At 49.0% G+C, this 15,836-nt stretch carries 16 protein-coding genes and 1 tRNA gene; 12 read left to right on the top strand and 5 right to left on the bottom strand.

Annotated elements, in window-relative coordinates:
* Positions 1-46 precede the first annotated feature (46 nt).
* From H515_RS0101140 to H515_RS0101125, 4 genes are all read left to right on the top strand, one after another.
* Complete coding sequence (locus tag H515_RS0101140) at positions 47-1,087, top strand: FKBP-type peptidyl-prolyl cis-trans isomerase (protein WP_028901462.1); 1,041 nt, start codon at positions 47-49, stop codon at positions 1,085-1,087.
* A gap of 168 nt (positions 1,088-1,255) precedes the next feature.
* Positions 1,256-1,720, top strand: coding sequence for an Lrp/AsnC family transcriptional regulator (locus tag H515_RS0101135; protein WP_028901461.1), 465 nt, complete (start codon positions 1,256-1,258; stop codon positions 1,718-1,720).
* Between the two features lie 136 nt (positions 1,721-1,856).
* Positions 1,857-3,719, top strand: a complete 1,863-nt coding sequence (locus H515_RS0101130) for a membrane dipeptidase (protein ID WP_025874795.1) — start codon at positions 1,857-1,859, stop codon at positions 3,717-3,719.
* 71 nt (positions 3,720-3,790) lie between these two features.
* On the top strand, positions 3,791-4,807 hold the full coding sequence (locus H515_RS0101125) for a M28 family peptidase (RefSeq protein ID WP_025874797.1): 1,017 nt from the start codon (positions 3,791-3,793) through the stop codon (positions 4,805-4,807).
* Between the two features lie 284 nt (positions 4,808-5,091).
* On the opposite strand, the gene yfcE is transcribed toward H515_RS0101125, so the two are convergent.
* Positions 5,092-5,640 carry a phosphodiesterase gene (gene yfcE / locus H515_RS0101120; protein WP_028901460.1) on the bottom strand — a complete coding sequence of 183 codons (549 nt, stop codon included), beginning with the start codon at positions 5,638-5,640 and terminating at the stop codon, positions 5,092-5,094.
* A 115-nt stretch (positions 5,641-5,755) separates the two neighbouring features.
* Between yfcE and H515_RS0101115 the strand changes: the two genes are divergently transcribed.
* Positions 5,756-6,691 (top strand): DUF7017 domain-containing protein, encoded by a 936-nt coding sequence (locus H515_RS0101115; RefSeq protein WP_025874799.1) that lies wholly within the window; start codon positions 5,756-5,758, stop codon positions 6,689-6,691.
* Between the two features lie 116 nt (positions 6,692-6,807).
* On the opposite strand, the gene dprA is transcribed toward H515_RS0101115, so the two are convergent.
* The 3 genes from dprA to H515_RS0101100 form a co-directional block, all read right to left on the bottom strand.
* Positions 6,808-7,932, bottom strand: a complete 1,125-nt coding sequence (gene dprA / locus H515_RS0101110) for a DNA-processing protein DprA (RefSeq protein ID WP_025874801.1) — start codon at positions 7,930-7,932, stop codon at positions 6,808-6,810.
* 111 nt (positions 7,933-8,043) lie between these two features.
* Entirely contained in the window at positions 8,044-8,454 is a 411-nt protein-coding gene (locus H515_RS0101105; RefSeq protein WP_025874803.1) for an acyl-CoA thioesterase, read from the bottom strand.
* Between the two features lie 2 nt (positions 8,455-8,456).
* Positions 8,457-9,752: a DUF2851 family protein gene (locus H515_RS0101100; RefSeq protein ID WP_028901459.1), complete on the bottom strand. Its 1,296-nt coding sequence runs from the start codon at positions 9,750-9,752 to the stop codon at positions 8,457-8,459.
* Positions 9,753-9,998: 246 nt separating this feature from the next.
* Between H515_RS0101100 and metK the strand changes: the two genes are divergently transcribed.
* The 6 genes from metK (at position 9,999) to tyrS (ending at position 15,125) form a co-directional block, all read left to right on the top strand.
* A complete protein-coding gene (metK, locus tag H515_RS0101095) occupies positions 9,999-11,291 on the top strand; it encodes a methionine adenosyltransferase (protein ID WP_025874805.1) in 1,293 nt (430 codons plus the stop codon).
* A gap of 7 nt (positions 11,292-11,298) precedes the next feature.
* Positions 11,299-12,258, top strand: coding sequence for a DUF4271 domain-containing protein (locus tag H515_RS0101090; protein ID WP_025874807.1), 960 nt, complete (start codon positions 11,299-11,301; stop codon positions 12,256-12,258).
* 6 nt (positions 12,259-12,264) lie between these two features.
* Positions 12,265-13,011 carry a uroporphyrinogen-III synthase gene (locus H515_RS0101085; RefSeq protein ID WP_025874809.1) on the top strand — a complete coding sequence of 249 codons (747 nt, stop codon included), beginning with the start codon at positions 12,265-12,267 and terminating at the stop codon, positions 13,009-13,011.
* A 47-nt stretch (positions 13,012-13,058) separates the two neighbouring features.
* Positions 13,059-13,484 (top strand): ribonuclease P protein component, encoded by a 426-nt coding sequence (rnpA, locus tag H515_RS0101080; protein ID WP_025874811.1) that lies wholly within the window; start codon positions 13,059-13,061, stop codon positions 13,482-13,484.
* Positions 13,485-13,504: 20 nt separating this feature from the next.
* Positions 13,505-13,753 carry a membrane protein insertion efficiency factor YidD gene (gene yidD, locus H515_RS13855; protein ID WP_081410096.1) on the top strand — a complete coding sequence of 83 codons (249 nt, stop codon included), beginning with the start codon at positions 13,505-13,507 and terminating at the stop codon, positions 13,751-13,753.
* 73 nt (positions 13,754-13,826) lie between these two features.
* The gene (gene tyrS / locus H515_RS0101075; protein ID WP_025874813.1) at positions 13,827-15,125 is read left to right on the top strand and encodes a tyrosine--tRNA ligase; all 1,299 of its coding nucleotides are present in this window, start codon (positions 13,827-13,829) and stop codon (positions 15,123-15,125) included.
* A 65-nt stretch (positions 15,126-15,190) separates the two neighbouring features.
* Here tyrS and H515_RS13850 read toward each other — a convergent pair whose 3' ends face one another.
* On the bottom strand, positions 15,191-15,391 hold the full coding sequence (locus tag H515_RS13850) for a hypothetical protein (RefSeq protein ID WP_025874815.1): 201 nt from the start codon (positions 15,389-15,391) through the stop codon (positions 15,191-15,193).
* 77 nt (positions 15,392-15,468) lie between these two features.
* Here H515_RS13850 and H515_RS0101065 point away from each other — a divergent pair.
* Positions 15,469-15,539, top strand: a tRNA-Gln gene (locus tag H515_RS0101065).
* The last annotated feature ends 297 nt before the right edge of the window (positions 15,540-15,836 follow it).

Raw genomic sequence — 15,836 nt, 5'->3', positions numbered from 1 at the left:
TCCAATCCACTTTCCTTATAAGAAGTATTAATTATCCAATAGCAATATGAAAAAAGTCGTATTGATGGCACTTGTCATATTCGCAGGTGCGTCGTTCTGCACCGTAAGTGCGCAGAACAGCAAGAACAAGAAGAACAAGGATCAGGTTGGAGTTGTCGAGGAGAAGGTTTCACTTGCCAATACCTCAGATTCTGTCAGCTATGCGGCAGGTATGGCGATGACTCGTGGACTGGAAGGTTTTATAGAGAATCAGTTTGGCGTGAAAAAAGAGCAGCTGCCAGATTTCATGCGTGGCCTGAAGGAGGGCATTGCCAGACGTAAGGAGGCTGCTTTATCACCCTACACTGCCGGATTGCAGATCGCTGTCGAAGTGGAAAAGTTCAAGTTGCCTGGCATAACTAAGCAATTTGAAGGCACGGATGAGCAAATCAATGCCGATATGTTGTTCAAGGGATTTGTTGCCGCATTGGAGAAGGACACAACGGTGCTCAAACAAGGCGATGCAGAGCAGTTCTTTCAGGAAAAACAGATGAAGGTGAAGGCGCAGAAGGACAAGGCTATGAAGGCAAAAGGTGAGAAATTCCTTGCCGATAACAAGACAAAGCCTGGTGTTGTTACACTTCCGAGTGGCCTACAGTACAAGATTCTTACCAAGGGAACTGGCAAAATACCGACAGTCAGCGACAGAGTAACGGTTGTTTACGAAGGTCGGACCATAGATGGAAAGGTGTTCGACGCGACCTCACGCCACGGAACATCCAACGATACCTTCGGTGTCGGCGGTCTTATCAAAGGTTGGACCGAGGCTTTGACCATGATGCCAGTAGGTTCGAAGTGGGAACTCTATGTCCCTCAGCACCTTGCGTATGGTGAACGTGGAGCGGGCGCAGACATTGCCCCATATTCCACACTTATTTTCACCCTCGAATTACAAGGGATTGAGAAGAAACCAGAAGCGTCAGCTCAACCAAAGCCTGCCACTGCCAGCCAAAAACCAGCTCAGGGCAAAGCAACGGCAACTCAGGGCGCAGCAACGACCGCCCGAACCAGTGCCAAGAAGGCTGCTGTCAGAGCAAAGAAGAAATAAAAGCAGCCCTTCCGAAAAGGGTGGTTTAGCTATTTGACAAACAAAATGCGCCAATAGGCGCATTTTTTGTGACTTTTTGTTGTTTATATCATTTATAATTTCTAAATTTGCTTTCAAATTGTAAACAGTTAACTTACTTGCCTCAAGCAAGATCTAAACCTAAAGGTAATGGAGAAGATAGACAAATTAGACAAAAAGATTCTCGGCATTCTCTCGCACAATGCCCGTATTCCATTCAAAGACGTAGCTGCTGAGTGTGGAGTGTCACGCGCAGCCATCCACCAGCGTGTTCAACACCTTATCGAAAATGGGGTAATCACTGGTAGTGGATTTTATGTCAACCCCAAAAGTCTGGGCTATACCACCTGCACATATATCGGTCTCGACCTCGAACGAGGCTCCATGTACAATGATGTGGTGGAGCGTATGAGTGCCATTCCTGAGATTATTGAGTGTCATTTCACAACTGGCCCTTACACCATGTTGGTGAAACTCTATGCGAAGGATAACGAACAGCTCATGGATCTTCTCAATAACCAGTTGCAAACCATACCTGGAGTTGTTTCGACCGAAACGTTAATATCGCTCGAACAGAGCATCAAACGCGAGATTCCCATCAACGAAAACCTGTAAAATAACAACGGAAAGCCGATAGAAAATGAGCCGTTCATAAGTTGATTAGCCACCTGCCACTGAACGAACGAGGCTGAACGATAATACGTTGTTTCGTGTTGAGGCTTCTGTCAGATAATCTTAAAATAGAAGAGGAATGAACTATAACTTGGAATCGCATTTGGAAGAAATATACGCTACCTATCCAGAGGGAAGCCATCAGCCGGTCATTGGCATTATGGCCAACATCGGCGACAAAGACGTTACTGCACGAGAGGTGTATCACCAACAAGTCATTGCTGCTGGTGGCACACCTTTGCTCATTCCGCCGGTTACCGACAAACGTGTGATAGTCAACATTTTAGAATGTCTTGACGGACTATTGCTGACCGGCGGGGCTGATTTGAACCCATTGTGGGCCAACGAAGAGCCATCGTTGAACATCGGACACATCAACGACAAGCGCGATTTCCCCGAACTGCTCATCACTCGCCTTGCCTACAACCGACAGATTCCGATATTGGGTATCTGCCGTGGCATGCAAGTGCTGGCCACCGCTTTGGGTGGCGAGGTTCAGCAACACATCTATGACCCATATATAAAGGTGGAGGAAACGGTGGAGAAGAAGTTGGCAAAGGCCAAGACTGTGACTACGCTCCAGCCGGCAAAACTCCGTCATTCGCAAGATGCCGACTTCACGGTGGCGACCCACAGTGTATCGCTCGTGCCCGACTCCATTCTGAGGGCTGTGTATAAGGAGGACACCATCTATGTCAACTCCTACCATCACCAAGCCGTCAGAGAAGCCGGCTGTCGTTTCCGCGTCACGGCCTTGGCCCCCGACGGTGTCATCGAGGGCATGGAGAGTTCCGAACACAAGCCTGTCGTTGGTGTACAGTGGCACCCTGAATGGATGGAAGCCGAAGGACAGAAACTCTTTAGGTGGTTTGTCGGACAGGCTGGCAACTTCAATATTGCCAAGAAGCTCCACGAACGTATCCTGACGCTCGACACCCATTGCGACACGCCGATGTTTTTTCCGCAGGGAGTTGACTTCAGCCGCCGCGACCCACGAATACTCTACGACCTGCACAAGATGACTGAGGGGCGGCAAGATGCCGTTACGATGGCGGCCTATCTGCCTCAACCGCGCATTGGCGAGACTTTCTCATCGAAAATCGATGTGGAGGGCCTCAAGAAATATAACCCGGAAATCAGCGACATGCTCGACAATCTGACACCGGCGGCCTATGCCGACCTCATCTTCGACAAGATTGAGAAAATTGTAAAGGCCAACAGTCGTTACCTGAGCATAGCTCGCACACCGTCCGACCTCTACGAAGACAAGCGGAAGGGCCGCCACAGCATCATGTTTGCTATTGAAAACGGTCTGGCACTGGAGCACCGACTTGAGAATGTGAAGCATTTTGCCCAGCGTGGAGTAGTCTATATCACCCTTTGCCACAACGGTGACAATGACATCTGCGACTCTGCACGTGGCAGCAGCCTCCATAATGGTGTCAGCAAGTTTGGTGTCGAGGTGATTCAGGAGATGAATAAGAACGGCATCATGGTTGATTTGAGTCATGGTGCGGAGAAAAGCTTCTACGACGCACTCGAAATCAGCAGTCAGCCCATCGTTTGCAGCCACTCCAACAGTAAGGCTCTCTGTGATGTTCCTCGAAATCTCACTGACGAACAAATGCGAGCGCTGGCCAAGAAGGGTGGTGTTGCCCACATAACGCTTTACAAAGGGTTCCTCACCAAGCGAGGCGAGGCCACCATACTCGATGCCATAGCCCATCTTGAGCATGCCATCGACGTCATGGGAATCGAGCATGTGGGAATCGGCACTGACTTTGATGGTGACGGAACCGTACGAGGCATGGCCGATGCCAGCGAGATGATCAACTTTACGCTCCATCTTCTGCGCCGCAAGTACAACGAACGCGACATAGAGAGGGTGTGGGGAGGCAACTGGCTGCGTGTCATGGCACAGGTTCAAGCATCAAGAAAGTAAGCAAACAATAAAGGTGGGGGCAGTCAATCGACACCTTGCAACAAGTAAACAATAAAAAAGAATAGCATAATATGAAACTGAAATTTTTTCTCTGCTGCACTGCAGCACTGGCATTGGCATTCTCCGTCGCCAGCTGCAAGGGACAGAAAAGCAGCAATACGTCAGAAACTGAAACTGAAAACGAAACCGCTGCCAAGCCCGTTGGGCCTAAGTTTAATCCCGACTCTGCCTATGCCTTCACGGCAGCACAGTGTGCATTCGGTCCGCGCACAATGAACTCAACGGCACACGAGAAGTGCGGCGAGTGGATTATGGACAAATTCAGACAATACGGATGCGACGTGGTGACGCAAAAGGCCGATCTCAAGGCCTACGACGGTACGATACTGAAATCCACCAATATCATTGCCAGCTTCAATCCGCAGGCACAGCGCCGCATCATGCTCTGCGCCCATTGGGACAGTCGCCCGTGGGCGGACAACGATCCCGACTCCACTAACCACAAAAAACCAGTGATGGCAGCCAACGACGGTGCTTCGGGAGTGGCCGTGATGATTGAAATCGCACGCTTGTTGCAAAGCGACAGCAGCCTGAATGTGGGAGTGGACTTCATTTGCTTCGATGCCGAAGACTGGGGGCTGCCACAATGGGAGACCAATTATCAGGATACGGGCGACAGCTGGGCACTGGGCTCGACCTATTTCTCGCAGAACCTCCCCGAAGGATTCCGTCCAGAGTTCGCCATCCTGCTCGATATGGTAGGTGGAGAGGGCGCGCAGTTCTATCGTGAGGGCGTCTCTAAACAGTTTGCCCCCGATGTAGTTAATAAGGTTTGGGCAGCTGCGCGTGTGGCAGGCTTCGGCAGCTTCTTCCCAGATGCCGATGGCGGCATGGTCACCGACGACCATTATCCCCTCAATCAGAATGCCAACATTCCCACAATAGACATCATTCCCTATTATCCTGATTACGCAAGGAGTTCTTTTGGGCCAACATGGCACACTGTAAGCGACACGATGGAGCACATCGACAAAAACACTTTGCAAGCCGTGGGCCAAACGGTGATACAAGTTTTGTACAGTTGTTGAACCACCGTTGCTGACGTGAGCGATGCCGTTAGTTTGCGACTTGTCTGGCGAGTGACAGACAGATTTTGTAAAGATTTTTGCAATTGCTTTCCAAAAGCTGAGGAATCAGCGTGCAGAAGGTCAGCTATCGCAATGCAAAAGGTCACCTTTCATCAGACGAAAGGTGACCTTTTGTTTAGTAAGTTGCATTGTGTTGATTGTCAGATGGTTGCGTGCTTAATGATGAAAGCGGTTTTGTTAATACTTTTTTATGGGATATTTCTCTCCTCCCACCTAACCACTGGTTATCTTTTCGCTAAAGAATACTCCTTCAATTTCTTGCCTTCCAGATTGTAGGCCGTGAACGTTCCATGCTCGTAGGTCATGAATGTCGGTTCGTTTCCGCCCTTTGGAAACGTTATCGATCCCGTATTGCATACCACTGTGCCATCGATGGGAGTCATTTCCCAGAGATGCGTATGGCCGTAAACAATGGCGTCGAAATGCCCTTGTGGCATCTTGTCCTTGTTATAGACATGCCCGTGGGTGAGAAACAGCTTCTTCCCCTCGTCAACCAGCAGCAGATAGTCGCCAAGTATAGGGAAGTGGAGCAGCATTTGGTCAACCTCGCCGTCGCAGTTTCCCCGAATGGCCACGATGTCGCTGGCCCGTGCATTGAGGATTTCCACTATTCCCTTCGGGTCTAGTCCATCTGGGATAGAATTCCGCGGACCATAGTTGAGTATGTCGCCGAGAATGCAAAGCATGTTGCAGTGCTGCTCGTCATAGAATTTCAACACGGTCTCCAATGCCGGACGGCAACCGTGTATATCAGATACCAACAAATATTTCATATTCTCTTGTTTTGCTGCAAAGGTACGACGATTAATTCAAAATTAGCATTTATCTTTCACAATTTCGGTTTATAATCATTATCTTTGTAAGAAAGATGCAAGGGAGATGAGTACTATGGAAGTAAGTGACGTTTTGAGATTAAGAAAACAAGGACGGATAGAGGAAGCCTATGAAGCCATTAAGCCCATGTATGCCGTCCACAAGGGACACTACACCACGATAGCCATGTTTTGGGTAGGAGTTGATATGATGCGGTTGCGGTATCAGCAGCGTAGGTTGGAGGAAGCGTATAAAATTTTCAGGAGTCTGTTACGCCTCTATCCGACGATGGATGACAAGGACTTGCGCGGACAGTCTGCCATGATGCGCGCCGCGCTGCTTGTTTTCGGCCATCATCCTGATTTCTCCATGCTCGATTTCATTACAGAATGGGGCATCGACAGACTTACCGACGACGATTGGACGATGGGGCAGAGCAACGGGCATCCCATACAGTCGATTGGAATGCGTGTGGTGGGGAAAGTTTTCTGTGAGGTGGAAGGCAAACCCACCGTGGATATGGCGCTGAAAGCCGCCCCGATATTAGCCGAGGCCTTGAAACACAGTCCCTACAACATGAACAACCAGCGCTACAAGGCTGTCATCTATACGATAATGGGCAAAAAGACGAAGGCTGTGAACATCTATCGCCACTTGTTGCAGCGTCACCGCAAGTCGTATCTGTATCAAGAACTTGCGGAACTGTTGGATGACCGTGGTGCCAAGATTGCTCTGTTGTGTCGGGCCATCGTTGCGCAACGGGAGGAGAAATACCGACAACGCATGCGATTTCAGCTGGCCAGCATGTTGTTCGTTGACGACAAGCGCAAGGCAAAATATGAATTGGATAAATGTATTGCCACACGAAAGCAGGCGGGATATTCCATCACTTGGGAGATGCAGAACCTGATGGCGAGTCTTGAGAGCGTGCAGCCCGCCAGCGAAGTGGAGCAGAAAGGATTCTACAGGGAGCAGGAACAGGTGGTTGAGGCGTTGATACGCAACGGTTGAGGCTGTGTTCCAACCATTTCTTCGCTACCGGCGGGGGCGGTGGAACCCAATGTGAGGCATGTCAGTACGGTGGTGTGGCGAGTGGCCAGTGTCGTTTTGTCAACAGCTTCTTTGGACTACATCAGCAAATGGTAGCTGCCGCCAGCCAGAGCCTTGACCACTCCCTTCATCTCCAGTTCGAAAAGAAGAGCTGTGAGACGCGATATCGGCAATCTTGTCTGCACGGATAGGAGGTTGATTTGCAGGTCGTTGTTCTTCTGTAGCACATCAACCACGGTTTGTTCGTCGGCCGATAGGTCGGGGAAAAGCGTGCGCTCAATGCCTTGTTGCAGCGATTTCTCCAACAGTAGATCGTCGCCCCAGCCCATTGCCTTCACGAAATCGATGGCGGAGGTGATGAGGCTTGCCCCATTGTCACGGATAATATTATTGCACCCCTCGCTGTATTCAGCGCCGATGTTGCCCGGAAAGGCAAACACGTCACGGTTGTAGCTGCGTGCTATGCCACAGGTGATGAGTCCTCCGCCCTTGCTTGCCGACTCCACGAGTATCGTTGCGTCCGAGCAGCCAGCCACAATGCGGTTGCGTTGTACAAAGTTTTGGGCTTTCGGCTTAGTGCTGATGGTGTATTCTGTCAGCAGTCCGCCGTTCTCCAACATCCTGAGAGCCGTCTCTCGGTGTGAGCTCGGATAGATGGTGTCGAGCCCATGTGCCAACACTGCTACGGTATCGAATCCGTTTTCCAGTGCCGAGCGGTGTGCGCAGATGTCAACTCCGTAGGCCAGACCGCTGACAATGAGCACGTCGGGACAAAGTGTCCGCAACTCTTTGGTGAATGTCCGTATGATGTCTTGTCCGTAGTTGGTGCAATGGCGCGTGCCAACGATGTTGACAATGTGCCGCTTGTTGAGGTTAGCATTGCCCATTCGGTAGAGGACAAGTGGCGCATCGGGACATTCTCGCATGCGTTGCGGATAGTTGTTGTCGTTGAAACAGAGTGCTTTGATGCCGTGCCTCTCGTCGTATTCCAGTTCTTCTTCTGCCTGTTTCACTGCGTTTTCGGAGTTCTTCAATCCTTCGATGAGATGGTCTGAGGCATCGGGGAGAATGTCGCGTATGTGGTTTCTGTTGTCAATGACGGCCGTTGCCGAGCCAGCTCTTCGATAAAGGTCGAGCAAACCGGGAGAGCTGAAATAGCCAATTCGTGTTAGTGCGATGGTATTGATGGTTTCCTGTGACATGAGGAGTGTTTATTAGTCTTTTAAATGTCCGATATCCTACTGGCTGTCATTGCTATGTGGGTGGGGCGTAGGGGTGTCGGTGCAACAGGCTGGGTACGGTGGCTCGTTGCGTCAGAGTACTTGTGCGAAAGCCTTGTCGTAGTCTTCGCTCTCGCCCATCTTGCCATTGATGATGGTAACGAGGTGAACGTCGGCATGGAAGCAAAGCCGTTCGTCGCTGGCACGGAAGATATCGTGGGTGAATACGTAACGGATGCCCTCCTTGCGAAGCCCCAGTCGGGAGATGAACTCATCGTCGCAGGTCAGCGGAGTCTTGTATTCGAGTTGCATTCGTGCCACGACGGGGTCAATTCCCTTGTCGTGGAGTTTCGAAAAGCTGATGCCGAGCGAGCGGATGAAGCGGTGTCGGGTGTGCTCAGTGTAGTGAAGGTAGTTCGCATTGTTAACGATGCCTTGGATATCGCACTCGTAGTCGCGCACTTCCATGCGTGTTTCAAATATATACTTGGTGTTTCTTTTCATCTTTATCTTGCTTTTAAATACTCATATCCTATTCTGCAGCGCAGGCATTCCCTACGGTCGCAGTATTCGTTCTTCAGTTGAAGGAGGGCTTGCGAGTCGCTGGCGTTCTCCACTCTCAGGCCCACGTCCTGCCACATCTTAACGATGTGGTTGCTCTCGGCTTTCAGTGCCTCAAGGAAATCGAAGGCACGGTTGCAGAGCTCCTCAGAAAACTTGTGTCGACCGTAGGCGAAAAGTATCGGGACAACGGTGTTGATGATGAGCAGTTGAATGGAAGCCCTTGACAGGGCCTTGTTGCTTTTCTTGCTTTCAGAGCCGAATGTGTAGTGCGTTTCCCAATAGGGGGTGACCTGTGTCTGCATGAGTGCCGCCACTTCCTCGATAGTGGTGCAGCCTACAAGTGCCGACAGACCCGCACTTCTTTGATAATAGAGGTTTGCCAGTTGGGCGATTCGTATGTGAGGGAAGTTCTGCGGTCGCAAGCGGAGGAACTTCCAGAGGCTGCGGTCTATCGGTTGGAGTGAGAATTTGTGTGCCAGATACTTGTATTCTGACAGCAACTTTTCGAAATATCCCTCCTCCGATGCCTCTTTCCGATAGCGTTCGGGAATAGAGTCGGGCTCCAGCAATCCTGCTTGCCCCATGAATATGGCTTCGATCTGAAACAAATTGTCACGGTGGTGGTCAACTGAATGCAGCGGAATGCTCATGGCCCATTGTTCGAAAGCGTCGCCGTTAATGCCGAAACCATAGTTTCGGGCCAGTGTTGCGAAATATCCTGCCTCCCAACTGCCGTTGCAAGCTTCGACCCTTCGCGAGATGGCCTTGGTTCGTTGCTCAAGTCGCTCGGTCTGCAGCGCACTCATCCATGAGTGGACCATCAGCTGGCTCAGACTGGGAATTATCTTATAGCAAGGCGGGTAATCGTCGGTCTTCACCAATTCCTCGTAGTGCGCTCGCACAGAGGTAGGCACTGGCAGTTCCATTTGCGGCGGTACGTCTCCGTTCTGCTTTTTTACCACGGTGTCGGAGCTTTCCACAACATGGAGAATCACGTTGTTGTAATGCACGTCTTTCTCATGTCGGTGAAGAAACCAGTCAGAAGCCTTGTCGTGAATCTCGATGTTTCCCACCCACAGCGTTCCGCCGATTTTTACCTTCGCATTGAAAAAATCAGGGCCCGCATTGCGATTGTGCAATCCAGGGTCAATAACCTCAACTTTCTGCTCATCAGTTGTTTTTAGTCCAGTGAGTGGAAATAACTTGTGCTTCCAGCAGTAATGAATCAAATCCTCCATGGTCGATGGTTGGTTTATGGTAGGCAAAAGTACAAAAAATCGGCTATAAAAACGAAATAGTTGGATTGTATTTAACGGATTGTAGCCCATCTCTGGCTGTTTTTACTGGCAGTCCTGAAGTAGTAGGTTGGCGATTGGGGAATCTAATAAAATCTAAATATTCTGGTTTTATTTTGTTATAACACTAAGTTGCAGTAACTTTGCAAACTTAAACACAAATAATGTAATAGTAAAATAGAACGTACAATGGCATATTTATTTTCATCAGAATCAGTTTCAGAGGGACACCCAGACAAGGTGGCCGACCAGATTAGTGACGCATTGCTCGACCAGTTCCTTGCCTATGACAAGGACGCACGTTGTGCTATCGAAACATTCAATACGACAGGGCAGGTGGCAATCATGGGCGAGGTTCGTTCAAAGGAATATATTGACATCTCTGCCATTACGAGAAAGACCATCAACAAGATTGGTTACACGAAGGCAGAATACCAGTTCGACGGCAATAGCTGTGGCATTCTGTCAGCTATCCACGAGCAGAGCTCTGACATCAACCGTGGAGTAGATAACGGCGACGAAGAAAATCAGGGCGCTGGCGATCAGGGAATGATGTTTGGTTATGCCTGCAATGAGACAGAGAACTATATGCCGGTAACACTCGACTTGGCACACCTCATCATGAGCACGCTGGCCGATATCCGAAAGGAAGGCAAGGAAATGCTTTATCTCCGTCCTGATTCAAAGAGTCAGGTGACGGTGGAATACAGCGACGACAATATTCCTCAGCGAATTGACACCATTGTTGTGTCAACGCAGCACGATGACTTCGTGAAACCTGCCGATGGCTCACCAGAGGCACAGTTGAAGGCCGACGAGCAGATGCTGGCAAAGATTCGCGAGGACGTTATCACCGTCTTAATGCCACGTGTGAAGGCACAAATCAACTCGGAGAAGGTACTCAGACTCTTCAATGAGGATATCAAATACTTCGTAAATCCTACTGGTAAGTTCGTCATTGGCGGTCCTCACGGCGACACAGGCTTGACAGGTCGCAAGATTATTGTTGATACCTATGGCGGGAGAGGGGCTCATGGAGGTGGTGCATTCTCAGGAAAGGATTCGTCGAAGGTTGACCGTTCGGCAGCGTACGCAGCCCGTTACATCGCCAAAAATATGGTTGCGGCAGGCGTGAGCGACGAAATCCTTGTACAATTGGCCTACGCCATCGGCGTGGCGCAGCCCGTCAGCGTGTATGTAAACACCTATGGTCGTGCGAACGTGCAGCTTTCTGACGGAGAGATAGCAGAGAAAATCAAACAGATGTTCGACCTTCGGCCGAAAGCTATAGAGCGTCAGTTGAACCTTCGTCAGCCAATGTTCCTTGAAACGGCAGCTTACGGACACATGGGGCGCAAGAACGAGAAGGTGATGAAGCATTTTGAGAGTCTCTATCATGAGGAACTCGACCTTGAGGTGGAACTCTTCACATGGGAGAAACTCGACCGTGTGGATGAAATCAAGAAAGTTTTCGGACTCTAAATAGTTGATGTCGAAAACCGACTCGATAGCAGTACCGCCTTTGTTGAGGCGCTTGAAACCTGCCGGACGGAAGAAAAAAGACCTTGCCGCAAAGGATTCGACGAGCGGTAAGTCCATCATTGATTCTGTTCTGTCGGGAACCCCCCATAGAACTGACTTGTTGCATTGGAGAGCGCCGAAGCCTTTCAGTCTCACGGATGTCAGTTTTCGGGACGAGGGCTACTTTAAAGGCAATCCTTACTTCCATCCTGAACAGGGAATAGCCCACAACGGCGTGCTGGGCGATCCGGCACCATACAGCGTTAGCAACGACAATACGGTTGCTGGCACATTACTTGTCTGCTTTGCCTTGGCAATGATAGCGGCATCGATGTCGAGCAATTTCATCGTACGCCAGATAAAGAGTCTTTTCCACATGCCCCATCGCAGAACAATGGTGAGTGAAACAGCCTACGAGGTGCGCTTTCAACTGTTCTTAGTTTTGCAAACGGCGCTTCTTTTCAGCATCACATATTACCTTTATACAAGGTCGCTCACGGGAGGAGCTTATATTCTCGACTCCCAATTGGCGATCGTGGGAATTTATCTGGCAGTTTTCCTCTGCTATTTCCTGATAAAATATTTATTGTATTCGCTGGTAAACTGGGTCTATTTCGACCGAAAGAGCAACTCCCAATGGACAAGGTTATGCCTTTTCCTGACCTCCGCCGAAGGAGTGCTTACCTTTCCCGTGGTGTTGCTGTTGATTTATTTCCATTTGTCGGTGCATTACACCCTGATCTATGTGGTTTCGGTCATCGCTATTATCAAGATTCTCACCTTTTACCAGGGTTTTGTCATCTTTTTCAGAAGAACCGCGGCAAGTCTGCAAATAATTTTGTACTTTTGTGCACTTGAATTGATGCCGTTGACGGCATTGTTAGGTATCTTGACATACACAGGCAATTATTTGACTATAAATTATTAGGACACGATGATTAAAAAGATCTTGATATCACAGCCTAAACCAGGTAGCGACAAGTCGCCCTATTATGACATTGCGAATAACTTTGGTGTTGAGTTGGACTTCCGTCCGTTCTTCAAGGTGGAGGGACTCTCCGCAAAAGAGTTCCGTCAGCAGAAAGTAAACTTGCTCGATTATTCAGCCGTGGTATTCACTTCACGTCATGCAATCGACAATTATTTCAAGCTTGCGCAGGACATGCGAATTACCATTCCTGAGACAATGAAGTATTTCTGTGTCATAGAGACGATCGCGCTGTATATCCAAAAATATGTGCAATACAGGAAACGCAAGGTGTTCTTTGGAAATTCGGGCAAGATTGACAGCTTGATTCCAACAATGGTGAAGCACAAGGATGAGAAATATCTTGTCCCACAAAGCTCTGTTCACAATGACTCTATCAACGAGTTGCTGACCAACAATAAGTTGCACCATAAGGAGTGCGTCATGTATCGCACGGTGAGCAACGATCTAACGGAGGATGAAAAGAAGAACTTCGATTACGACATGATGATTTTCTTCAGCCCTACGGGTGTACGTGCCTTAAAGCAAAATATGCCCGACTTTGTACAGGGCGACGTCAAGATTGCAGCCTTCGGTCCAGCAACCGCCAAGGAAGTAGAGGCACAAGGCTATCGTCTCGACCTTGAGGCACCGTCGAAGGAACATCCTTCAATGACAGGAGCACTCCGTGCATTCCTGGAAAAGAACAAATAAGAAAGCAGGAACACATTGCCTGCACACAGAATATAAACAAACAGCCTATGCCAGCTTCCCGCAGATTTACATTCAGTAAGGAAGAGCGGCTGTGCAGTAAGAAACTCATTGACCAGCTCTTTGTCGGGGGAAACAGCCGTTCGTTGGCAGCGTTCCCTTTGAGAGCAGTCTATCAGTTGATAGATAGGCACCAGGAGCTCGGAGACAACGCTCCAGACCTCACCACTCCGGTGAAGATTCTTGTCAGTGTGCCCAAGAAACATTTCAAGCGTGCAGTCAAGCGCAATCGTGTGAAGCGGCAGATACGCGAGGCTTACCGAAAGAACAAATACATACTTTGGGACAAATTGTCAGAGACGGCGGGTAAAGAGATACTGCTTGCATTTGTATGGCTTGATGACAAATTGCACGAGTCAGCTGATGTCGAGGCAAAGGTTTGCAACCTAATGCAACGCATCAGCGAACGTCTATAAACGAGAAGAAGAGGCTGATTATGACGTTTAGAAGGATAATACAATTCATATCTCATGCGACAGCAAGTGTTCTGGTTTTGCCCATATTGTTCTATCAGAAATTTATAACCCCCTATACGCCACCTTCTTGCCGATTCACGCCCACCTGTTCAGAGTATGCCCGTCAGGCACTCTTGAAACACGGACCGATAAAAGGAATGGCCTTGGCGATATGGCGAATACTAAGATGTAACCCTTGGGGTGGGAGCGGGTACGACCCCGTTCCGTAGCATTTTGAAAAGACAGCACCCCCATTTTTAAATAGTAATATAAAGCCTCAATGGCTTCAAACACATTCATTTGATGAAAAACTTTGTTGAAGAACTTCGTTGGCGAGGAATGTTGGCGCAGATTATGCCAGGCACAGAGGAATTCCTGCAAAAGGAAATGGTATCGGCCTATCTGGGAACGGATCCTACGGCCGACTCCCTGCACATCGGTCACTTATGTGGCATCATGATGTTGCGCCATCTCCAGCTTTGTGGGCACAAGCCCTATCTGCTCGTAGGTGGGGCAACAGGTATGATTGGCGACCCATCGGGCAAGAGTCAGGAACGTAACCTGCTCGATGCAGAGACGCTTTATCACAATCAGGAGGCTATCAAGAAACAGGTCAGCAAATTTCTCGACTTCGATGGCGATGCTCCCAATAAGGCGGAGATGGTGAACAACTATGACTGGATGAAGGATTTCACCTTCCTCGACTTTGCCCGTGAGGTGGGTAAGCATATCACTGTCAACTACATGATGGCGAAGGACAGCGTGAAGAAACGTCTTAATGGCGAGGCGCGCGACGGCTTGTCGTTCACGGAGTTCACCTACCAGCTCTTACAGGGCTACGATTTCCTCTATCAGTATAAGAAATACGGTGTGAAACTCCAGCTCGGAGGAAACGACCAGTGGGGAAACATGACCACCGGTACAGAGCTCATTCGCCGAACGCTGGGACAAGAAGCCGAGGCATATTGCCTGACGTGTCCCCTGATTACGAAGGCAGACGGCAAGAAGTTTGGAAAGACCGAGAGTGGGAACATCTGGCTCGATCGTAACCGCACCACTCCTTATGTGTTCTATCAGTTCTGGCTCAATGTGAGCGACGACGATGCAGAGAAATACATCAAGATTTTCACCTCGTTGGACAAGCCAACCATAGACACACTCATCGAAGAGCACAAGCAAGATCCAGGCCGTCGCACACTGCAGCGTCGGTTGGCCGGGGAAGTTACAAGGATGGTTCACTCGCAGGAAGACCTTGATATGGCTATTGCGGCCTCAAACATCCTATTCGGAAAGGCGACGAAGGAAAACCTGCTCCAACTCGACGAGCAGACTTTCAACGACGTTTTCAAGGATGTACCCCATTATGAGGTATCGAAAGAACTCTTGGGACAGCCCGCAGTGGATATCTTCAATCAGGAGGGCATGCAGATATTCCCAAGCAAAAGCGAGATGCGCAAGTTGGTAAAGGGCGGCGGAGTATCGCTCAACAAGGAGAAAATCGCTGCGTTCGACCAACCAGTCACTGCTGCAGACCTCATCGACGACAAGTATCTCCTCGTTCAGCGTGGCAAGAAAAACTATTTTCTTGTCATCGTTAAATAAGTTGAGGAAATCATATCATAATGCAAAGCCGACACCCCAATCAAGGGATGCCGGTTTTTTTTATCTCACTCTGTCCTACAAAGCCAGTTACGGGTTGGTTGATTGCGGGCAGACGTCTTGTCGTTTAGTCGCAGCTCGACGTTGGCTCGAATGCCATGTCCTTGTCCCTTTTTACCTGTCTCCCCAACGTTGTTGCCTCTTTCCACGCCATGATCTTGTGTTTCACAAACATGGTCAATACCTGTTGAAAGCAATTTCTTAGCCACGGATTTCTTGGTTAATTGCAAAATAAACAGCAAAAATTTGGTTAAATACTCAAAAAACACTACCTTTGCAGCGCAATTGTCCTATGGTGTAATGGTAGCACAACAGGTTTTGGTTCTGTTTGTAGTGGTTCGAATCCGCTTAGGACAACATTCATTATCATCAAAGTAATGGCTAACTCGTTAGAATGTAACGGATTGGCCATTTTTTATGCCACGTCTATCGTGCTTTTGCCACCGACATGCCATGGAAGGATAACTCTGTCTTAGTTTTTTTCTCAGCCTTCCAACCGTTAAAAACTATCAAGGATTGAGTTTTCATAAGTTGCTGAAAAACAGAATGATAGCAAACGCTTTCTCATAGGTAAGCTATTACCTGATGATAGCTCACCTTTCATCAGGTGATAGGTCTCCTTTGGAAGTCTCATAGCTGAACTTAATTCTTCGA

Source organism: Prevotella corporis DSM 18810 = JCM 8529, from assembly GCF_000430525.1.
Taxonomy (GTDB): Bacteria; Bacteroidota; Bacteroidia; order Bacteroidales; family Bacteroidaceae; genus Prevotella; species Prevotella corporis.
This window is presented reverse-complemented; position numbering and strand designations above follow the sequence as displayed.